Here is a 20385-nt window from a genome sequence, read left to right on the forward strand (position 1 = left end):
AAAGGAGTCTCACGAATGAATACAACCATGGAAGCAGGTTTGCAAGCGCTCGTTGCGCGTTCCAATCGGCTTGGGGCCGACCGAAGTGTCTGCAACTGGGGCGGAGGAAATACCTCCGTCAAGGCCAAAGCGGTCGATCACATGGGTCGGGAGATCGACGTCCTATGGGTGAAGGGCAGCGGTTCTGACCTCGCGGAAGCAACCGAGAAGAGCTTCACAGCGTTGCGGCTCGATGAGGTACTTCCTTTGTTGGAGCGGGACGAGATGTCCGACGACGAGATGGTGGCCTACTTAGCGCATTGCATGCTGGACAGCAAGCACCCGCGGTCGTCGATTGAAACCTTGTTGCATGCGTTCATTCCGTATCCGCACGTGGACCATACGCATCCGGACAGCATCATTTCACTGTGCTGCACAGATAACGGGCGTGAACTTGCGGAACAGATTTTTGGTGACCGCGCCGTTTGGGTACCGTACATTCGACCTGGATTCGCGCTGTCGAAATTGATTGGAGAAGCCGTGCGGAGCAATCCTCAGTGTGAGCTCGTCCTGATGGAAAAGCACGGCCTGATTACCTGGGGGGAGACGTCGGAAGCGTGCTACAACAACACCATTCGCATTATCCAAGAGGCGGCCGCTTATATTGAAGAGCGCGTCAACGAGGCCGTCTTGTTCGGCGGCACAAAGTATACAACACTGTCGAAGGATGCGCGGGACGCGGTGGCGGCAGAAATTCTGCCGACCATTCGCGGCATTGTCTCCGAGTTCAACGGTGCCATTTTAACCTACGATGACGGTGAAGACTTTCTCCGCTTCATCAACAGCAAGGATGCGCCAGCGATCTCACAAGTCGGTGCCGCATGCCCCGACCATCTCGTTCATACGAAGCGGACACCGCTGTACGTGGATTGGGACCCGGCAGTCGGTGACGTTGAAGAATTGAAAGAGAAGCTGCGTCAGGGCCTCTCTGACTTTCAGGAATCCTACAAGGCCTATTATCATCGCAATGTCGATCTCGACGTGCCCATGCATGACCCATTCCCGCGCGTGATTCTGATTCCGGGCATCGGCGCAATCGGCGTGGGCAAGAGCAAAAAGATGGCGAACATTGCGATCGCGCTGTATCGCCGGGCGGTATCTGTGATGCGCGGTGCGACGACGCTGGGCCAATTTGTTTCACTAAATGAAAAAGAATCCTTCGACGTAGAGTATTGGCCGCTGGAACTCTATAAGTTATCCCTCGCGCCCGCCGAAAAGGAACTGGCCCGCAAGGTGGCGTACATCACGGGTGGTGCCGGCGGCATTGGGAGCGCTGCAGCCCGGCGGATGGCCGCGGAAGGTGCGCATGTCGTGGTAGCCGACTTGGCAGCGGACGCGGCGAGGAACCTGGCGGAGGAGTTAAATCAACAGTTTGGTGAGGGGACGGCCATCGGCGCCGCCTTGGATGTGACGGATGAGGAGAAGGTGGCCGCGTCATTCCGGGAGGCAGTCCTCGCGTATGGGGGCGTCGATTTGTTCGTATCCAACGCTGGGTTAGCCAGTTCCTCACCGTTCATTGAGACGACGCTCCATGACTGGGAGCGGAACATGAGTGTGCTGGGTACGGGGTACTTTCTGACCACGCGCGAGGCGTTTCGGATTCTGGTGCAACAAGGGCGTGGCGGGGCCGTCATATTCGTGACCTCCAAAAACGCCATTTATGCTGGGAAAGACGTGGCGGCTTACAGCTCTGCGAAGGCGCTGGAAGCGCATCTTGCCCGTTGCTTGGCTGTGGAAGGCGGTCCCCATGGGATTCGGGTGAATTCCGTGCTTCCAGACGCAGTGCTGCAAGGCTCGAACATCTGGAATTCATCATGGCGGGAAGAACGTGCTCGAGCGTACGGCATCGAGCCCGATCAACTGGAAGAACACTATCGCAAGCGGACGCTCCTGCATGTAAACATCTCCACTGATGACATTGCTGAGGCAATCCTGTTTTTCGCCTCTCCCCGGTCATCCAAGACGACCGGCTGTATGCTCACGGTGGACGGCGGCGTAGCAGCGGCGTTTACCAGGTAAGATAGGGAGGTGGACGGACATGTCCCAGTGGAATGACAAAGCTTACGCTCTGTTTGAGGAACAACAGAAACAACGCGGCATCGACCTGGGGTTTGCAAAGAAGAAACTCCTGGATTTGAAGATTGAGACTCCGTCTTGGGGATACGGCGATTCTGGAACCCGTTTCAAGGTGTTTCGGAAGGTGGGCGTTCCGCGTGATCCATTCGAAAAATTGGAAGATGCGGCCCAGGTTCATCAGTTGACCGGGGCGTGTCCCACGGTCGCGATCCACATTCCATGGGATAAGGTTGACGATTACTCGAAACTGGCCGAGTACGCGACATCTCTGGGGCTGCGGATTGGCGCGGTGAATCCGAATGTGTTTCAGGATGATGACTACATGCTTGGCAGCGTGACCAACGCCGATGTGAACATCCGTCGGAAAGCCACTGCTCATCTGCTGGAGTGCGTGGATGTGATGAAAGAAGTGGGTTCGGACATCCTCAGTCTTTGGTTCGCGGATGGGACAAACTATCCAGGACAGGGGCACATTCGGAAGCGGAAGCAGTGGCTGCACGAGGCGCTCACCGAAACGTATCAGGCGCTTTCGCCCAACATGCGGATGCTCATTGAATACAAGTTCTTTGAACCTGGTTTCTACCACACGGACCTAGCGGATTGGGGAATGGCCTTTCACGCGGCGAATCAGCTGGGCCCGCAGGCGCAGGTTCTGGTGGATACAGGTCATCACGCACAGGGTACCAATGTCGAGCACATCGTGGCGTATTTGCTAGACGAAGGAAAACTCGGGGGGTTTCATTTCAACAGCCGAAAATATGCAGACGATGACTTGATTGTTGGCACTGTCAATCCGTATGAGCTGTTTCTGATTTTCTATCAAATCTTGGACGCCGATCGCGATGAACGGCCAATCGTCCGCAATACCGCGGGGAATATCGCTTTCATGATTGATCAAAGCCATGCCATAGAGCCGAAGATCCCGGCCATGCTGCGGTCGGTCATGAACATTCAAACCCAGTACGCCAAGGCGCTGATGATCAACCACGAAGCTGTTTTGCAGGCCCAGGCCAAAAATGATGTATTGGCAGCCGAAGCCGCAGTTCGTGAGGCTTATGAGGTCGACGTCGCACCTTTTCTGGCAGCGGTTCGCGAAGAACAAGGGCTGCCCATTGACCCTATGAAGGCGTTCTTAGAGAGCGGTTATACGGAAAAAATTGCCGTCCGCGGTGTGGGCGGCAGCAGTTGGTAGAGAAAATCGATGAATCGGTGCGTGAAAACTGGTGACGGGAAGGAAGTTGCAGGATGCTGCCAGCTGAACGTCAACGGGCGATTGTCCAGCTTGTCAATTCCAAAGGGAGTGTTCGAGTTAAGGAATTGAGCCAGATGTTTGAGGTAACCGAGGAAACCGTTCGTCGCGACTTGGATACCTTGGAAGCGGAAGGCAAGGTGCTCCGGAGCCACGGCGGAGCTGTACGCGTGGAAGAGGAGCAGGTCGAAATTCCATACCTGCAGCGTGAATCCGAAAATGTGCAAGAAAAAAAGATGATTGCAGAAGCAGCTGTCAGCCACATACAGCCTGGAGACCGAATCATCTTGGACGCCAGTACCACGGCATGGCATGTTGCCCTGGCAATGCCAAACATTCCGGTGACGGTGTTGACGAACTCGCTGAAAGTGGCATTGGAGCTGGCCAGCCGAGATAAGATGGAGGTAATTTCCAGTGGCGGAATTCTTCGAGCGAACTCATTGTCCTTTGTAGGACCGCTTGCCGAAGAAACGATTGGGCAGTTTCATGTGAACAAGGCATTTTTGTCCTGCAAGGGCCTTCACACCGATTACGGTGTGAGTGAATCCAATGCACTTCAGGCACTTGTAAAACGGAAAATGATGGACATTTCCGATCGCGTCTACATCCTGGCCGATCACAGCAAAATCCAAACGAGAGACCTGACCAGCATTGCGTCCCTGGAAGAGATCGATACACTCATCACCGACGATCTCACCTCGCCCGAGTTTATTCAAGCGGCTTTGCGTGTGGGCATTGAAGTCATTCAGGTATGAATCTGTCATGAACGCATCCCCGGTACCACATCTTCTTCACCGTACCCGTTTTCAGCCGCTTGCATATCATTGGCGCATGTCGAAGACATGCGCATTTGCTTTCTCACCTGGTTCTTTGCATGATGGTGACAGGACGTATGCTGCAAAAGGAGGAAGACAGCCGTGGCAGCCAAGATGAGTTCCGATCAATCGATGCAGCTCGAAGCAGAGTATGGTGCGCACAATTACCACCCATTGCCGATTGTGTTGTCGAAGGGGGAGGGCGTATGGGTTTACGACCCCGAAGGTAATCGGTACCTGGACATGTTGAGCGCTTACTCGGCGCTCAATCATGGGCACAGGCATCCGAAGATTATCCAGGCCCTGAAAGACCAGGCGGACCGCATCACATTGACTTCGCGAGCGTTTTACAATGACCAGCTCGGCCTTCTGTATGAGCGCTTGTCCAAGGTGACCACAAAGGACATGATTCTCCCAATGAACACGGGTGCGGAAGCGGTGGAAACGGCGATTAAGGCCGTGCGCCGCTGGGCGTATTTCGTGAAGAATGTGCCAGACGGCCAGGCGGAAATCATTGTGGCCAGCGGAAACTTCCACGGCCGCACGACCACCATCATTTCGTTCAGCTCGGATGCGGCGTATCAACGCGGGTTCGGCCCATTGACGCCGGGATTTCGGGTGGTCCCTTATGGCGATCTCGATGCCCTTCGACAAGCGATCACAAAGCATACCGCAGCGTTCCTGGTGGAACCCATTCAAGGCGAGGCGGGGATTGTGATTCCACCGGACGGGTATATCCGTGCTGCTTACGAATTGTGCAAAGAGAACGATGTGCTGTTCGTGGCCGATGAAATTCAGACCGGGCTGGGACGAACCGGGCAGATGTTTGCCTGCGATTGGGAACGGGTCGTGCCGGATGTATACATCATTGGCAAGGCGCTTGGCGGCGGGGTGTTCCCGGTCTCCGCTGTGGCGGCGGACAAGAAAATCCTTAGCGTGTTTGAGCCGGGATCTCATGGTTCCACGTTCGGCGGGAATCCGCTCGGAAGTGCAGTGGCCGTCAAGGCGCTCGAAGTCATCGAGGAAGAACAGCTGGTACAGCGTTCGCGCGAGATGGGTGCCTACTTTCTGGAGCAGCTGCAGGCCATCGACCACCCGGCCGTCAAAGAGGTGCGAGGGCGTGGGTTATTCATCGGGATCGAGCTCGAAACACCGGCTCGACCGTACTGCGAACGTCTCAAAGACCTTGGCCTGCTCTGCAAAGAGACGCATGAAAACACGATTCGGTTTGCGCCGCCGCTCATCATCAGCAAAGCGGAAATCGATTGGGCCCTGGAGCGGATTCGCGCGGTGTTTCAAGGGTAAGCCGTGGAACGGCCCGGACCTCGCCGGGCCGGTTCCGGGGCGAAAGGCTCGAACGAGACGAAAGTCCTGAACGAGATGCAAACTTTGACGAACGATGCTCGTTGGCGTAACATACAATGTAAGGAACACAATCACGCTGAATTCCTTCTTTAAGGAAACGGGGGACCCATCCTTTGGGGTGAAACGTTTATCGTCGGGCACCTTTCAGCCCGAACCCGACAGCTAACCTCGTAAGCGTATGAAAGGAGATTCCTCTGATGTTCAAACTTCCATGTCCACATCCATCCATCTCGTCTGCACTTCTTTTTTCCATGCTGTAGACAAACACAAAGTCGTTTGAGTCCCTGAACATACCAGACGCCGGTTCAATGAACCCTGTCACCCCGAACGTGAATGGTGGTTTGTTCTGCTGTGTCCATCGAGCGGTTTTGAATGCTTGATGGAACTACAGTACGACATGCGAGCCTCGTGCTCCTTACTTACGTATGTCTAGCCGGACATTGAGTAAATTCGCTAGACAAAAATGAAAGGAGTAACAAATGGTACAGGGAAAGAAAAACCTTGTTGAAGACGCGAAATTCAGTCCCTTTCACATGAAGTTGACGATTTATTCCTCCGGTGGTCCGTTTCTGGACGGATACATTTTGAGTATCATCGCCATGGCTTTAACACAAATTACGCCGCAATTGCACCTGAACGCCACGTGGAGCGGGCTGATTGGCGCATCTGCGCTGATTGGTATCTTCATCGGCGGATTTTTCGGGTACGTCACGGACAAACTCGGACGACAATTGATGTACACCATCGATTTCATCATCCTGATCGTTGCATCCATCTTACAATTTTGGATTCAAACCGGTTGGGAGCTGTTTATCATTCGGTTGATTTTAGGGATCTCGATTGGTGCCGACTACCCCATCGCGACGTCCCTGCTGGCTGAGTTCTCCCCGAAAAAGCACCGCGGCATGATGCTCGGCGTCACGTTGGTGGCGTATTATGTCGGCTCGACGGTGGCGTATGTCGTCGGCCAGTTGATGCTGAGTATCGGTCCGGATGCATGGCGCTGGATGCTGGCCAGCAGCGCTGTACCTGCCGTCATCCTCGTGCTGTTGCGGATGGGTACCCCGGAATCGCCGCGTTGGCTGTTACAGCACGGCAGACCAGAAGAGGCGGAACAAGTTCTGAAGCAAGTCTATGGCGAGCAGGCGTCGCTGCAAGACATCACGATGCCTGGTGTTTCAAAGACCAAGACGAGCTATTGGAAGCTCTTTTCGGGCGGCTACCTGAAGCGGACGCTGTATGTTGGATTGTTCTATATGGCTGCGGTGGCTCCGCTGTTTGCGATGCTGACGTTCGGGCCGGAAATGCTGACGTCCTACCACTTGTTTGATGGGGCGGGCGGTTACGGCGCCGCGATCATCAGTGCACTGTTCCTGATTGGGTGCATTCCGGCGCTGTTCTTTGTCAACAAACTGGGGCGCCGCATGATGATCATCGTCTCGTTCGCGGGCATGACCGTCGGCATCCTCCTGCTTGGCATCTTTCCGCATGGCCCCGTCCTGCTCATCTTGCTTGGGTTTATCGTGTACGCCATTTTCTCGGGGGGACCCAACGTCATGGAGTGGTTGGCGCCCAACGAGTTGTTCCCAACCGCCGTTCGCGGGACAGCCGTTGGCATCACGACCTGTATCAGCCGGTTCGGCGCCGTGTTTGGAACGTACCTGTTCCCGTGGGGCATGAAGCACTTCGGCATTGGCCCCACCATGCTCGTCGGTGCCGCGGTGACGTTCGGGGGGCTGCTGGTCTGTATCGCCCTTGCACCGGAAACGACGAACAAATCGTTGAACGCAGCCAGCAGTGTGTCATCCCGCAGCAGAGGCAGGGTGACCGGTTAGCGCAGGCTTTCAGGTCTTGTGTGGCGCGATGTCAGTGGTAGTGGTAGATGAGGCAGAGGCCGCCGGGACAGGCGGCCTCTTTTCACGGGTCGTCCCACGTGCAGCGCGGCCCCATGGTTGACAACCCAGCCGTGATAGACTACGATTTCATCGTTCAGAACTGAATAACCATTCAGGTGCTCGAACCGTCACAGGGGATGCTCGCAAGAGGCGCAGGCTTCGTACAAGCATCTGTGCGACGAAGTAGAGAGAATAGGGAAACCGGTGAAAGTCCGGTGCGGTCCCGCCACTGTAATCAGCATGTTCGGGCCCGTTCCACTGCGAGGGTGTCGTGGGAAGGAACGGATCATGTCGAGCTGAAAGCCAGGAGACCTGCCTGTATGGGGTAAAGCTCACCTTCGTGGAAAGGGAATGGGCTTGTCCGTATGGCTGCATACGACAATCCATGGATCCTGTCTGCGAACAGGGTCCTTTCTATTTGAAGGGACGCTTATGGTTGAATCAAAGGGGGCGTCTTGATGAAGAAGCGGGTTTGGATCGCGGCGGTCAGCGTCGCAAGTGTCATCGCATTGGCTGGGTGCGGCACCGCGCAGCCTGGCAATGGGACGGGGGCTGGAAAGGGTACAGGCAATGGGACGCACGGGCAGACGAGCGCGAGTGGGTCAGCGGTTTCTTTTCCGCTGACGGTGACAGATGAAGCTGGGCACAAGGTCACCATTCCGAAGAAGCCTACTCACATTGCGTCGACGACGGAGGGTACAGATGAAATTCTGTCCGGCTTGGTACCCAAGTCTGAGATTGCTCTGGTGACGACAGACGCCACGCAACCGGAATACTCGAATATTGTTTCTTTTGCGAAGGGGATCCCGGCGATTGGCAATGTGACGGCTGAGCAGGTGATTGCCGTTCATCCGGACCTGGTGTTGATGGCGAGCTACAACACGCCTGGCGTGGTCAATCAGATTGAGCAGGCGGGCATCCCCGTGTACGAATTTACGAATTTTAATTCCATCGACGACATTGAAAAGAACATCAAGGTGCTCGGTACGCTCGTCGGTGAAGAAGGCAAGGCGGACCAGCTCGTATCGATGATGGAGCAGAAGATTCAGGCCGTGCAGAATGCCGTGAAGGGCGAGCCAAAGCCGACCGTCCTGGACTACAGTTCGTACGGGTTCGCGGGCGGATCCGGTACGACCGTCAACGACATCATCACGGACGCTGGTGGAACCAATGCGGCCGCGAACCTGCAGGGATGGGCCAAAGTGACGGATGAAGAGATTGTGAAAATGAACCCGGATGTCATCATTGATTCCTCGGACGATGCGGCATTCAAGCAGAAGCTGTTGCACGACCCGGCGCTCAAAACGGTGAACGCCATTCGGAACAAGCAGATTTATATTATTCCGGGTGCCGACTTGGGCAGCGTATCGCAGTATATCTACAAGGCTGTGGAAGACGTGGCAAAAGACCTGCATCCATCGGCGAATATCCCCACCTGACGCAAAGCGGGCGTGTCGGAAGCAGTCACCGGAGGCCTTACTGGCACGGCCTCCGGTCAGGGAGGCATACAGTATGGGCACCACCTTGGTTCTTGGCGGCGCAAGAAGCGGCAAAACAGCCGTTGCAGAGCAAATCGCAGCGCGGACGGCCAAACAGCTGCAGGCATCCGTCACCTACGTCGCGACCGCACAGCGGTCTGACGCGGAAATGGCAGAACGAATTGCGCGGCACCGCACCCTTCGGCCTGCGTCCTGGACCACGGTGGAGGAACCGCTGCACGTGGCGGATTGGCTTGCCAAGGCACCGCCCGGCGTCGTCCTCGTGGACTGTCTTTCCCTGCTGCTCAACAACTGGATGTTTCTCGAGTCTGCCTCCGATGCCCAGCTTTCCGCACGCATTGACGAGTTGACGGCGGCGCTGCGCGCATTCCGGGGGGAGGTCGTGATCGTCAGCAACGAAGTGGGCCATGGCATTGTGCCGGCAGATGCCTTGTCGCGTCGATACCGCGACTGGCTTGGGTGGTTCAACCAGGCGGTGGCGGCAGCGTCAGCGCAAGTGTATTTCGTCGTCGCTGGCATCGCGGTGGATGTCCGCAAATGGCAGGCGCAGTGGTGAATTCGTGCCTGCTTGCGGCAGGTGCGCTCGTACTGAACAGACTCATCGGTGACCCGAAATTCATGCCGCATCCGGTTATGCTCTTAGGGCGCTTTATCACGATGCTGGAACGACACCTCCATCCGGATTCGGTTGCTTTCCCAGCGCGGAACCGGACTGCGGCCCGCTCGCTTCGGCGTCATGGCATCACTGCCCCCACTGGCACCGATTCAGCGATTGGCAAGCGGCTCCCTGGCATCGTGCTGGCAGTTTCGACCGTGATGCTGGCGGGCGGCGCGACGTGGGGGATGATCGCTTTGGCAACAGCGGTTTCTCCCATTCTCGGCGCACTGCTGTCGCTTTGGCTCATCAGTACCACCATCGCCTGGAAGGGGCTCGTCGAAGCAGGCAGCAATGTGTATCGCTGCCTGCTGGACAAGGGGCTGCCTGACGCACGGGTAGCGGTTGGGATGATTGTGGGCCGCGACACGGCGCAGCTTTCGGAATCTGAGGTCATTCGCGCGGCCGTCGAAACCCTGGCGGAAAATATTGTGGATGCGATTGTTTCCCCGCTGTTCTTCGCATGTTTGGGTGGGGCGCCGCTCGCCATGGTGTACCGGGCGGTGAACACCCTGGATTCCATGGTCGGTTACAGAAATCAGAAGTATATTGATTTTGGATGGGCCTCGGCTCGACTGGATGACGTGTGCAACTTTGTCCCGGCGCGCTTGACGGCCTGCTTCCTCGCCATCGCGGTGTGGCAAAGCCGATTGCCTGTCAAACGCGCCTGGCGTGTGATGCGCCGCGACGCTGCCAAGCATCCGAGTCCAAACAGCGGGATTCCCGAGGCGATGGTCGCTGGTGCCCTCGGCATTGCGCTTGGCGGAACCAATCATTACGGCGGCGTCCCGTCCGTGCGCAGCGTGATGGGCGAGCGGCTTCGCGAACGTGAGCCAGAGGATATTGCGCGGACGGCAAGACTCGTAAACTGGACGGCGACGACGGCGGGTTTCGTCACAGCGGCCGCTGGCGCGGCCATGGCCATGTTGGCGGGTCCATCAGGACCGGGGGTGACGCATTGTCTGTTTTCTCTGCTGCCGTAAAACCGATTCGGCACATGGTGAAATGGTTTTGGATCGCGGTCCAGTTTGCCACTATTCTGCCCACGCCGAGACTGCGCGAGGTCAGCGTGGAAGCGCTGCGGCACAGTGTGATGTTTTACCCGGTTGTCGGCATGGGCCTTGGGGCCGTCTTGTGGGGCGCGGACTGGGTTCTGTCGCACAGGCTGCCGGCGCTGGCGTCCACCCTGTGCGCGCTTGCGCTGTACACGCTGCTCGGCGGTGCGCTGCACCTGGACGGGCTGATGGATACCGCCGACGCGGTCGGAAGCCGCCGTCCGCGGGCGCAGGCGCTGGACATCATGAAAGACAGCCGCGTGGGGGCCATGGGCGTCGTGGCGGCGGTGTTTGTGATTGGTGGAAAAGTGTCTGCCCTCTCATCCCTGCCGCCCGGTGCCATCGGCGTGTATCTGGCTGTGCCTGCCGTGTCCCGCGCTTGTATGGTGCTTTCGATGGCCCTGTCACCAGCGGCGCGGGAAGGGGGGCTCGGCGCCGTCTACGCGCGGCAAATCCCCGCTGCTGCGCTGTGGACGACGGTCGGATTGGCACTGGTTGTCTGTGCCGTCTCCCTGCCGCTCGAGCCTGCACTGCTCCTGCTTGTGGTGGGCGCTGTCGTGACCATTGCTTTTACGTGGTTCGTCCGGGTTCGGTTCGGCGGAACCACCGGAGATACATACGGTGCACTCAACGAGCTGGTGGAATGGATTGGCTGGACGGTGCTGGTGATGGCGCACGGGGCATAGCGGCGGCGCGCAAGCGCTGCATCTTGCTGTGAGTGCGCGCGGGGAGGTGGTTCACTGTGACATTGCATCAGCACGGCGGGCGCGTGTATGACTATGCCCGGGCGCTCGGAGTACCGCTTCACGATATCATGGACTTCAGCGCGAACATCAACCCATTGGGCCCGCCGGACAGCGTGATGAAGGCTGTTTTACGTGCGCTCGATGAGATTCGGCACTACCCGGATGCGTCAGCGCGCGCGGTAAAAACGGTGTTGGTGCGCAAATACGGTGTCGCTCCGGCACAGTTGCTGTGTGGCAATGGTGCCTCCGAAGTCCTCGACCTACTGTTTCGCGCGATTCTCCCGCGCAGGACGTTCGTGCTCGAGCCCGCTTTCAGTGAGTACAGGGCGGCGGCGCACCGGTCCGCATCGGTCGTCAAATCTGTACCATTGCCGCTGGAATCAGGGGGTTCTCTGCCGCTTGCGGAAATCGACCGTCAGGTGCGCGCGGGCGATATGGTCGTCATCAACAATCCCCACAACCCGACCGGGAAAGTATGGCCGCGAACCCAGTGGCACCCGTGGGTGGTAGACTGGAATCGACGCGGGGTGTTCGTGCTCTTCGACGAATCGTTCATCGACTTTTTACCCGAGCCGCTCCCGTACACTGCTTTGCCAGAGGCAGCCCGCCTGGACCACTTGCTGGTGGTACGGTCAGCGACCAAGATGTACGCCATTCCGGGGCTTCGGTTCGGATTTGCCGTTGGCGCAGCACCGCTCTTCGCAAAGATCGAACGGGAGCGGGACGGATGGAGTGTCAATCACCTGGCACAGGCAGCTGCCGCAGCGGCTTATCAGGATACGGATTTTGAGCGGAAGACTTGGGCGTGGCTTGCTGCCGCGCACCAGCAGGTGGGGACGTTCTGGCGCGGGCGGCCGGAAGTGGCGTTCTTTCCGCCTTCAGTGAACTATTTCCTCGTGAAGTTCCAGGATATGCAGTGTTCTGGACGAATACAGACTGGACTGCGGCGACTCGGGATGTTTGTCCGGCCTTGCAGTGACTTTGCACATTTGGATGGACGCTACATTCGGATTGCCATCCGGTCGCCAGAAGAGAACCACCGGCTTCAGGAGGCCGTGCTGACGTTGCTGCTCGGTCAAGATGCTTGAGGAGGGGTTTTTACCGTGTGGGCGGAGTTGGAGGCGCTGCAAAGGCGCATCAAAGCGGTCGATCAACAGATGATGCAGCGTGCCCGGGACCGGCTGGATGATTTGACGAAACCCCAGGGGAGTCTGGGGATGCTTGAACAGGAAATCATCCGGCTGTCGGGTGTGATGGGAAAGGTGATTCCGGAGATTCGCTCCCCGGCTGCAGTGATTTACGCTGCCGATCACGGTGTGGCCGCGGAAGATGTCTCGGCCTACGGGCCGGAGGTCACGGAAGAAATGGTTGTCAACCTGTGTATGGGCAGTGCGGTCAGCAGCGTGATCGCCCGAAATCAAGGCGTGCGGCTGATGGTGGTGGATGTGGGGGTGCGCTCGGTGGTCCGGCACCCAGGCGCAGTGGTTCACAAGGTTGCGAACGGTACCCAGAACTTCACGCAGGGCCCTGCTATGTCAATGACCGAGCTGCGCAGTGCGGTGCAAGTCGGCATCGACACGGCCCATGCGCTGGTGGACGATGGACACGACTTGTTGGTGACCGGCGAGATGGGGATTGGCAACACGACGGCGGCAACGGCGCTCGCGGCGTGTTTGCTGGAGCGGCCCGTGGCCGAATTGGTGGGGCGGGGCACCGGGATCGGCCAAACGCAGATGGCGCGCAAGCAATCGGTGATTGAGCGAGCCATCCAGCAAAATGCCCCAGACCCGAATTCGCCGCTGGACTGCATGGCCAAACTGGGGGGCTTTGAAATCGCTGCCCTGGCTGGAACCATCATGGCTGCCGCGAGCCGCCAGGTGCCCGTGCTGCTGGATGGCTTGATGACGGGCGTCGCCGCGCTGTGGGCAGTGCGCCTGAATCCTCGTGTGGCAGATTATTTGTTTGCGTCGCATGTTTCAGCGGAACCCGCGCACCGCGCAGTGCTGGAGGCGCTGGGACTTCGTCCGCTGTTGAACTTGGGGCTGCGGCTTGGGGAGGGATCCGGCGGGCTGCTGGCCTTGCCCTTGCTGCAAAACGCCTGCCGCGTGATGGCCGAGACGGCGACCTTCACGGATGCCCGCGTGACGAACCCGCACCGGAAGGCTGTGCCTGCACCAAACATCGAACAATCGGCTGGCGTGGACAAACCGCCGGTGCCGCTGGACTTCTCGGAAGAAGAACGGGCCGCTGTTTATAAGGCGATTCTGGCGCGGCGGGACATTCGCGTGTTTTTGCCCGATAAGATTCCTGACGACGTGCTGGGACGGATTCTCTCGGCCGGCCACCATGGTCCGTCCGTTGGGTACATGCAGCCGTGGAATTTCATTGTGATTGACGACCGCTCAACGCTCCAGCGCCTGCAGGAAGTGGTGGAGCGTGAGCGCGTTGCGGCGGCCGAACACTACCGGGATTTGAAACGGGACTACTATCTGCGCTTGAAGGTGGAAGGGCTTCTGCAGGCGCCGTTGACCCTGTGTGTCACCAACGACTCGACGCGAGGCGGGCCGCACGTGCTGGGGCGAAACACCATCCCCGAGACCGACCTGATGTCGACCGCCTGCGCCATCGAAAACATGTGGCTGGCGGCGCGTGCCGAAGGGGTTGCCATGGGCTGGGTCAGTATTTACCGCAAGGAGGATGTGCGCAGCATCCTGCGGATTCCAGACCATGTCGATCCGGTGGCGCTTCTCACGGTTGGGTACACACCGCACTTTCCAGACATCCCGGTGCTGGAACGGGTCGGATGGGGCCGGCGGCTGCCGTTTGATTCGGTTGTCTATTTTAATGCGTGGGAACAGACGAGAAACGAGGGATGATGCATGAGAATGTATACGCGAGGCGGCGACAGGGGGCAAACGGCCTTGATTGGGGGCGTTCGCCGATACAAGGACGACGTGCGCGTGGAGGCGTACGGGTCCGTGGACGAGGCGGGTGCGTTTCTGGGGCTCGCGGCCAGTCATCTTGAGGCAGAGGGGCATCAGGACATTGTCGAACTGCTGCTGGAGGTTCAGCAGACCTTGTGGGATGTCGGCGCCGATTTGGCGGCGGCGAAAACGGATGCCTACGTCTTCCGGACCCAGGCGGATGCGGCGGCCAAGCTCGAGCCGGTCATTGACAAGTATCAGGAAGAAGCGGAGAAGGTCACGAAATTCGTCCTGCGCGGCGGGAGCATTGGCTCGTCTTACCTGCACGTGGCTTGCACGGTGGTCCGCCGGGCGGAGCGGGCGATTGTCCGTTTGATGCGGCAGGAAGCGATTCACCAGCCGGCGCTGACCTACATCAACCGCTTGTCCGACCTGCTGTTTGTGCTGGCGCGGGCGGCCAACGCGCGGGCGAACCAACCGGATGTTGTGTACCGCAACAGTACGGAGGTTTTTCGGGGATAAACGGCAGGAGCCTGCTCCCGGCATGTCGGGCTGTGTTTTTTTCGCGCCCGGTGGGAAAGCTACGCGTATCCATTTGTCGGGGGGCGATGAGATGCAGGTCGAGGTGAAGTGCAGTGTGTCCAATTGTGAATACTGGGCTCGTGGCAACGAATGCGTTGCCGGTTCCATTTTGGTCAGTGTGGACAAGCACGCGAATGCCAATTTGAAAGAAGAGTTCGGCATGCTGGGCGGCGAACATCAAGATACGGCGGCCGGCTCGGCGGAGACGTGCTGTCATACCTTCAAGGAAAAGTCGCAGTAGGGGGATCGCGATGGCGCCGGTCCCCTTTTGCGTTCAATTCGGTTTTTCGGTGGGCGCCTGGCAGGGACGGACATCCGCTCGGCAGGCACGAAAACGATTGCATGCTGCGATTGACGACGTCGCTCGCCAGGTTTATCATCAGGTCATCAGATGACCTGATGATAAACGCCAAAGCGGCGAAGGGGGCCTGAGGGCCCAGCCAGCATGAGTATTATAGGAGGCCCAAGCGCATTGGGAGGGATGAAGAATCGACCTGGCACCCGTCAAATCTGCAAAGACTTATGAAGTGGTATACCAACGTCTCAAGGACTCGATTCTCAACGGCACCTTTCCACCGGGCACAAAGCTGCCGTCCGTGCGGGAGTTCAGTGAACAGCTGAATGTCGGTCAATCCGTCGTTCGCGAGGCGTTGACGGCGTTAAAGGCCATGAACCTGATTGTGATGCGCCAAGGCGAAGGTACATTCGTCCAGTCGTTCGATCCGTCGGAACTGGCGAAGTCTTTTCAGTTTACCCCAATGCGGCCGGATGAAATTCGGAGTTTGTTGGAACTACGCAAGATTCTCGAAACGGGCATCGCGCGGCTGGCGGCGGCCAGGCGGTCGGATGCGGACCTCAGCCGGATGCGCGCCACGGTCGACCAGATGCAGACCAACGAGCCAACGGTGGGGGAAGAGGCGGACTGGGCGTTTCACTATCAAATTGCGCAGGCGGCTGACAACCCGTTTGTGCGCTCGCTCATCGACACGATTGCTGACCAAATGAAAGGTGCGCTGGCCGCGAGTCGACAGACCTTGTTTCGCATCCCCGGGGAGGCGGAGCGATTGCGGCAGCAGCATGTGGAGATTCTTCGCGCCATTGCGGACCGGGACGAAGCCGGGGCCGCATCGGCGATGCTGGCGCACCTGACGCACGTAGAAGCGCGCTTGGAAGTGCCGGAACAGTACCTGCCTGCGCAGCACCGGACGCCCAATGACTAGGTGTTGTGCAGGCGGTGTCTCCTTCGTTCGGCGGCGTCTTATTTGTTCGGCAGCATCTCATGAGACGGTGTCGTGTTGGCGGAACGTACGGCCAGCCTGTGTCTGGGAAAAGGGGCATGATGGATGAAAGTATCTCTGTTTATCACCTGTATGGTTGACAACCTGTACCCGCAGGTGGGGGTCTCCATGGTCAAAATTCTCCATCGGCTGGGCGTCGACGTGGTCTTTCCGGAAGGGCAGACGTGCTGTGGTCAGCCCGCATTCAACAGCGGCTACGCAGCCGAAGCGCGGGCATCCGCGAGCACGCTGCTGGAAGCATTCGCCGATGCGGATTATGTCGTGTCGCCATCGGGATCGTGCACGGGCATGATTCATCACTACTACGGGGATTTGTTTGCGAACGACCTTCGCCTGGCGCGCCAAGCCGAAGCGCTGGCGGGGAAGACCTATGAGTTCTCTCAGTTTGTCGTCAATGTGCTCGGCGTGACCGACGTCGGGGCGGCGTTTCCGCAGCGTGTGACCTATCACCCGTCCTGCCATGGCGCGCGTCTGCTCGGGGTGAAGGACGAGCCGCTCACGCTGCTTCGCGCTGTCCGGGACATTGAACTGGTCGACTTGCCGTATGCGGCCGACTGCTGCGGATTTGGCGGCACTTTCGCGGTCAAAATGGGCGACGTGTCGACGGCGATGGCGGCGGAGAAGGTCAAACACGTCCAGGAAACAGAGGCTGCCGTGCTGGTCGGCACGGACATGGGGTGCCTGATGAACATCGGGGGGCGCCTCAGCAGGGAAGGCGCCCCCATTCGCGTCCTGCATGTGGCAGAGCTTCTGGAGGAAGGGATACAGCTGCGGGACGGGCAGCGGGAGGTGACGGGCATATGACACTGGATGTATTAGAGCGGGCCCGCGCGGCGCTGGAGGACGATTTCCTGCGCGCTGCCGTGCGGTTCACGGCCGATCGGCTGCGCACCAAAAAGCAGGCGGCGACCGCGTCGTTGGGGCGCTGGGAAGACTGGCGCGACCGCGGGCAGCAGATTCGGGCACACACCGTTGCGCATCTCGACTATTACCTGGGGCAATTTGCGGACCATGCTGCCAAAGCGGGGGGACACGTTCAGTTTGCCGCGGACGCGAGCGAGGCCAGCCAGATGGTCCTGGACATCATCCGGGCGAAACAGGCACGAACCGTCGTGAAGTCGAAGTCCATGGTGTCGGAGGAAATCGGGATCAACCACTTGTTGGAAGCGGCCGGCGTGGAGGTCGTGGAGACAGACCTTGGCGAGTACATTGTCCAACTCGCGAAGGAGACCCCGTCCCATATCATTATCCCAGCGATTCACAAGAACCGGGCGCAAATCAAGGACCTCTTCACCGAGGCCGGCGGCGAGGGACTGACAACGGACACCAAGACGCTGGCGGGATTCGCGAGGCGCAAGCTGCGGCAAAAGTTCCTCGAAGCGGACGTGGGCATCACGGGATGCAACTTTGGCATTGCGGAGTCTGGTTCCGTCGTGCTGTTCACCAATGAAGGGAACGCCGACATGGTCGTGAATCTGCCGAAAACCCACATCGTCCTGATGGGCATGGAACGGCTTGTGCCGACCTTCGCGGATTTGGAAGTGATGGCGAACTTGCTGCCCCGCGCTGCGACGGGACAAAACATCACGACCTACCTGTCGATGATTACGGGTACGCGTCGACCGGCCGATCACGACGGCGCCCGCGAGCTTCACATCATTGTGCTGGACAACGGTCGTTCGCGGCAGCTGAGCGACCCCCACATGAAGGCGGTCCTCAACTGCATTCGCTGCGGCGCGTGCCTGAATGTGTGTCCTGTCTACCGGCAGATTGGCGGCCACGCCTATGGTTCCGTGTACCCGGGGCCGATTGGCGCTGTCTTGTCGCCGGTGCTCAATGAGGGCGAAGCATACGCCGATTTGCCGTACGCCTCCAGCCTGTGCGGCGCTTGTTCGGAGGCGTGTCCAGTAAAAATCCCGCTGCACGACATGCTGGTGTACCTGCGTCAGCGCAACGTCGAACGGGGCTGGACCAAGCCGTCCGAGCGCATGGCCTTCAAAGGGTTCGGCATGACGTTCGCGAAGGCGGGACGCTACCGGCTGGCGATGAAAGCGGCTCGAATCGGGCAGGGTCCGCTCGTGCGAAACGGCCACATTGAGGCGAAAATCGGGCCGCTGAAAGGGTGGACGCGCGGGCGAAACGCGCCCAAGCTGGCCGCCGTGCCGTTTCGGGACCTGTGGCGGTCATTGCAGCGCGATTTGCAGTCGGTGCCATCCAAGCCAGGGGGGAACGGAGATGAATAAGGAAGCCTTTCTGACGCGCATCGCGTCGCAGCTGGGCAGGTCATCCCCCTTGAACGAAGCGCCGACCCGGCAGGTGGTCGGGGTTCCGGACTTTTGGCGTGAATACGCACTGTCTAAGGAAGCGCGCATCACTCACTTTGAAGAGCGGTTCGTGCAGCTGGGCGGGGCGTTTCACCGGGTCAAGGATGCGGCAGAACTTCAGGAAGCGCTGCGCGGTATTTTCGCGGACTTGCAGCCGGAGCGGATTGGCATGTGGAACGATGCGCAACTCCGGCAGCTCGTGCTGCCGGCCGTTTCCTCCGAGCAGGTGGTGACCTGGGGAGTGGATGAGCGCGAAGCGTTCACTTCCATTGACATCGGCATCACTGGGTGCACCGCTGCGGTTGCCGACACGGGGACGCTGGTGCTCGCCTGCGGCGCAGGCAGGGGGCGGTCGGTGCACTTGCTGCCGCCGGTGCATCTTGCCATCGTGGGTGCCAGTCAATTCGTCACACGCCTTGGAGAGGCGCTGGCGCGCATCGCGGACGCCGTGGACCAGCACGCTTACGTCCACCTCGTGACCGGACCGAGCCGGTCCTCGGATATTGAAAATGACCAGACCATCGGCATTCACGGACCAGCGGCTGTGATTGTGATAGTGGTCGATGATTGGGAGCCCCTCAGTTTGTCATAGGTGGATAGAAGAGGTGGATAAAAGAGGACGGCCAGAACGCGTGAGCAGGAAGAAGGAACTGTGACGATTCCGGCGAATGGATAGAGGCGAGTTCGCAATCCATTCCCGAAAGGCAGGACCTTCTGTTGAAACTGTCATCAAAGTTTGCTGTCATGACCGCGTCGCTGGCGCTCTCATCGGTATTATTTTCGGTTTCTCAAACCGCATCTGCAGCGGCGGTTCATCCTGCGAACGGCACCGTTCGTGCCGAAATCAACGGGCGGTCCATTCAAGCGATTGCCGTGGGGGACACGACGTACGTGAGCTGGGGCGCTTTGTCGGCTTTCCATACGCCATATGAATACCTGGGGAATGGTGAGTTCGCCGTGACCGGCGGCACGATTCAGGGTGTGGTGTACAAAGGTGTCACGTACTTGCCGTGGAACCGATTGGCACCGCATGTCAAGGCCACGAAGCTCAAGGGCGGGGGATTCAATTTCACGTCCATTCCTGTGCCGCACGATTATCAAATTGTGGTGCTTGGGCAGAACGGAACCGTGGGAAGTCCTGACCCGATTGAAGTGCTCGTTGCCGACGAAGAGGAATCGGTCCCAAACCAGAAGATACAAATCAGTCTCGACGGCAACAGTTCTGCGTCCGGCTACGGCAGCCAAAAGTCGTTCTCGGTGACGACGGATGCGAACGGTACATGGACAGGCGGGATAAACGATACTACGCCCGAAACAGTCCACCTGACGGTGACCTGGAAGACGCCTGGCGGGAAAGTGGTATCGCAGGAAACGGACATCGCGTTCACGGCTTCCACTTCAACGCCGACGGTCACGCCGTCCGATGATACAGTGGTGGCGACCACGCCGTTGACCGTATCCGACGATGCACTGTTCTTCAACGCCGTGAGTGATGACGGGCAGAACATCATGTTCCAGCTCGATACCGGCGCCTATGAGCCGCTGATTCCGAAACAGCTCGCCGACGAGTTACAGCTGAAGAACCTTGGCAGCGATGAGGTCGAGGGCATCGGCGGCGAAGACGAAGCGTATGACAGTGAGATTTCACTATCCATCGGCGGCCACGAATTTGACAACATTCCATGCCTGGTGGATGCGAGTTATTCGGGTCCGCCTTTGTTCGGGTATCGCTTTTTCGCGGATTTCGGCTACGACCTGCTCATCTCTCAGAAGCACGATTCCATCACGATTCTGCAGTGACCGTTTGACATCATCAGTGTCTTCGGGGTGCGTCGCGAGCCTGTTTGGGCTTCGGTGCACCCT

General features: G+C 58.7%; 18 protein-coding genes and 2 riboswitches. All 18 genes read left to right on the forward strand.

The features are described 5' to 3' along the window. The first annotated feature begins 15 nt into the window (after window positions 1-15). The 18 genes from JI721_RS10745 (at window position 16) to JI721_RS10830 (ending at window position 20322) form a co-directional block, all read left to right on the forward strand. Window positions 16-2058, forward strand: a complete 2043-nt coding sequence (locus JI721_RS10745) for a bifunctional aldolase/short-chain dehydrogenase (RefSeq protein ID WP_274454882.1) — start codon at window positions 16-18, stop codon at window positions 2056-2058. A 19-nt stretch (window positions 2059-2077) separates the two neighbouring features. Beyond that, window positions 2078-3307 (forward strand): L-rhamnose isomerase, encoded by a 1230-nt coding sequence (gene rhaI / locus JI721_RS10750; RefSeq protein ID WP_274454883.1) that lies wholly within the window; start codon window positions 2078-2080, stop codon window positions 3305-3307. 53 nt (window positions 3308-3360) lie between these two features. Beyond that, on the forward strand, window positions 3361-4119 hold the full coding sequence (locus tag JI721_RS10755; protein ID WP_274454884.1) for a DeoR/GlpR family DNA-binding transcription regulator: 759 nt from the start codon (window positions 3361-3363) through the stop codon (window positions 4117-4119). 174 nt (window positions 4120-4293) lie between these two features. Beyond that, window positions 4294-5484 (forward strand): ornithine--oxo-acid transaminase, encoded by a 1191-nt coding sequence (locus JI721_RS10760; protein WP_274457809.1) that lies wholly within the window; start codon window positions 4294-4296, stop codon window positions 5482-5484. A gap of 124 nt (window positions 5485-5608) precedes the next feature. Next, window positions 5609-5736: riboswitch (cyclic di-AMP (ydaO/yuaA leader) on the forward strand. A gap of 287 nt (window positions 5737-6023) precedes the next feature. Beyond that, window positions 6024-7379 carry an MFS transporter gene (locus JI721_RS10765; RefSeq protein ID WP_274454886.1) on the forward strand — a complete coding sequence of 452 codons (1356 nt, stop codon included), beginning with the start codon at window positions 6024-6026 and terminating at the stop codon, window positions 7377-7379. 208 nt (window positions 7380-7587) lie between these two features. Beyond that, window positions 7588-7773: riboswitch (cobalamin riboswitch) on the forward strand. A gap of 124 nt (window positions 7774-7897) precedes the next feature. After that, window positions 7898-8878 carry an ABC transporter substrate-binding protein gene (locus JI721_RS10770; protein WP_274454888.1) on the forward strand — a complete coding sequence of 327 codons (981 nt, stop codon included), beginning with the start codon at window positions 7898-7900 and terminating at the stop codon, window positions 8876-8878. A gap of 73 nt (window positions 8879-8951) precedes the next feature. Then, window positions 8952-9494, forward strand: coding sequence for a bifunctional adenosylcobinamide kinase/adenosylcobinamide-phosphate guanylyltransferase (gene cobU, locus JI721_RS10775; RefSeq protein WP_274454890.1), 543 nt, complete (start codon window positions 8952-8954; stop codon window positions 9492-9494). After that, complete coding sequence (cbiB, locus tag JI721_RS10780; protein ID WP_274454891.1) at window positions 9476-10576, forward strand: adenosylcobinamide-phosphate synthase CbiB; 1101 nt, start codon at window positions 9476-9478, stop codon at window positions 10574-10576. Before cobU ends, cbiB begins: the two co-directional genes overlap by 19 nt. Then, window positions 10552-11334, forward strand: a complete 783-nt coding sequence (cobS, locus tag JI721_RS10785; RefSeq protein ID WP_274454892.1) for an adenosylcobinamide-GDP ribazoletransferase — start codon at window positions 10552-10554, stop codon at window positions 11332-11334. The genes cbiB and cobS overlap by 25 nt, the downstream gene beginning before the upstream one ends. Window positions 11335-11390: 56 nt before the next feature. Next, a complete protein-coding gene (locus JI721_RS10790) occupies window positions 11391-12482 on the forward strand; it encodes a pyridoxal phosphate-dependent aminotransferase (RefSeq protein WP_274454893.1) in 1092 nt (363 codons plus the stop codon). 15 nt (window positions 12483-12497) lie between these two features. Continuing rightward, window positions 12498-14270, forward strand: coding sequence for a nicotinate-nucleotide--dimethylbenzimidazole phosphoribosyltransferase (gene cobT, locus JI721_RS10795; protein WP_274454894.1), 1773 nt, complete (start codon window positions 12498-12500; stop codon window positions 14268-14270). Window positions 14271-14273: 3 nt separating this feature from the next. Beyond that, window positions 14274-14840: a cob(I)yrinic acid a,c-diamide adenosyltransferase gene (locus JI721_RS10800; RefSeq protein WP_274454895.1), complete on the forward strand. Its 567-nt coding sequence runs from the start codon at window positions 14274-14276 to the stop codon at window positions 14838-14840. Between the two features lie 91 nt (window positions 14841-14931). Further along, on the forward strand, window positions 14932-15141 hold the full coding sequence (locus JI721_RS10805; RefSeq protein WP_274454896.1) for a DUF1540 domain-containing protein: 210 nt from the start codon (window positions 14932-14934) through the stop codon (window positions 15139-15141). A 286-nt stretch (window positions 15142-15427) separates the two neighbouring features. Continuing rightward, complete coding sequence (locus tag JI721_RS10810; RefSeq protein ID WP_274454897.1) at window positions 15428-16120, forward strand: FadR/GntR family transcriptional regulator; 693 nt, start codon at window positions 15428-15430, stop codon at window positions 16118-16120. A 123-nt stretch (window positions 16121-16243) separates the two neighbouring features. Next, window positions 16244-17002 (forward strand): (Fe-S)-binding protein, encoded by a 759-nt coding sequence (locus JI721_RS10815; RefSeq protein WP_274454898.1) that lies wholly within the window; start codon window positions 16244-16246, stop codon window positions 17000-17002. Beyond that, window positions 16999-18441, forward strand: a complete 1443-nt coding sequence (locus tag JI721_RS10820) for a LutB/LldF family L-lactate oxidation iron-sulfur protein (protein WP_274454899.1) — start codon at window positions 16999-17001, stop codon at window positions 18439-18441. Before JI721_RS10815 ends, JI721_RS10820 begins: the two co-directional genes overlap by 4 nt. Further along, window positions 18434-19114 (forward strand): LutC/YkgG family protein, encoded by a 681-nt coding sequence (locus JI721_RS10825; RefSeq protein ID WP_274454900.1) that lies wholly within the window; start codon window positions 18434-18436, stop codon window positions 19112-19114. Before JI721_RS10820 ends, JI721_RS10825 begins: the two co-directional genes overlap by 8 nt. 125 nt (window positions 19115-19239) lie before the next feature. After that, a complete protein-coding gene (locus JI721_RS10830; protein ID WP_274454901.1) occupies window positions 19240-20322 on the forward strand; it encodes a retroviral-like aspartic protease family protein in 1083 nt (360 codons plus the stop codon). Window positions 20323-20385: the final 63 nt, after the last annotated feature.

It is taken from the genome of Alicyclobacillus cycloheptanicus, assembly GCF_028751525.1.
Taxonomy (GTDB): Bacteria; Bacillota; Bacilli; order Alicyclobacillales; family Alicyclobacillaceae; genus Alicyclobacillus_L; species Alicyclobacillus_L cycloheptanicus.

Bases quoted from the DNA above. Each gene is read 5' to 3' on its own strand.
- JI721_RS10745 (WP_274454882.1), top strand. From the start codon at position 16: ATGAATACAACCATGGAAGCAGGTTTGCAAGCGCTCGTTGCGCGTTCC.
- rhaI (WP_274454883.1), top strand. From the start codon at position 2,078: ATGTCCCAGTGGAATGACAAAGCTTACGCTCTGTTTGAGGAACAACAG.
- JI721_RS10755 (WP_274454884.1), top strand. From the start codon at position 3,361: ATGCTGCCAGCTGAACGTCAACGGGCGATTGTCCAGCTTGTCAATTCC.
- JI721_RS10760 (WP_274457809.1), top strand. From the start codon at position 4,294: ATGAGTTCCGATCAATCGATGCAGCTCGAAGCAGAGTATGGTGCGCAC.
- JI721_RS10765 (WP_274454886.1), top strand. From the start codon at position 6,024: ATGGTACAGGGAAAGAAAAACCTTGTTGAAGACGCGAAATTCAGTCCC.
- JI721_RS10770 (WP_274454888.1), top strand. From the start codon at position 7,898: ATGAAGAAGCGGGTTTGGATCGCGGCGGTCAGCGTCGCAAGTGTCATC.
- cobU (WP_274454890.1), top strand. From the start codon at position 8,952: ATGGGCACCACCTTGGTTCTTGGCGGCGCAAGAAGCGGCAAAACAGCC.
- cbiB (WP_274454891.1), top strand. From the start codon at position 9,476: ATGGCAGGCGCAGTGGTGAATTCGTGCCTGCTTGCGGCAGGTGCGCTC.
- JI721_RS10800 (WP_274454895.1), top strand. From the start codon at position 14,274: ATGAGAATGTATACGCGAGGCGGCGACAGGGGGCAAACGGCCTTGATT.
- JI721_RS10805 (WP_274454896.1), top strand. From the start codon at position 14,932: ATGCAGGTCGAGGTGAAGTGCAGTGTGTCCAATTGTGAATACTGGGCT.
- JI721_RS10815 (WP_274454898.1), top strand. From the start codon at position 16,244: ATGAAAGTATCTCTGTTTATCACCTGTATGGTTGACAACCTGTACCCG.
- JI721_RS10820 (WP_274454899.1), top strand. From the start codon at position 16,999: ATGACACTGGATGTATTAGAGCGGGCCCGCGCGGCGCTGGAGGACGAT.
- JI721_RS10825 (WP_274454900.1), top strand. From the start codon at position 18,434: ATGAATAAGGAAGCCTTTCTGACGCGCATCGCGTCGCAGCTGGGCAGG.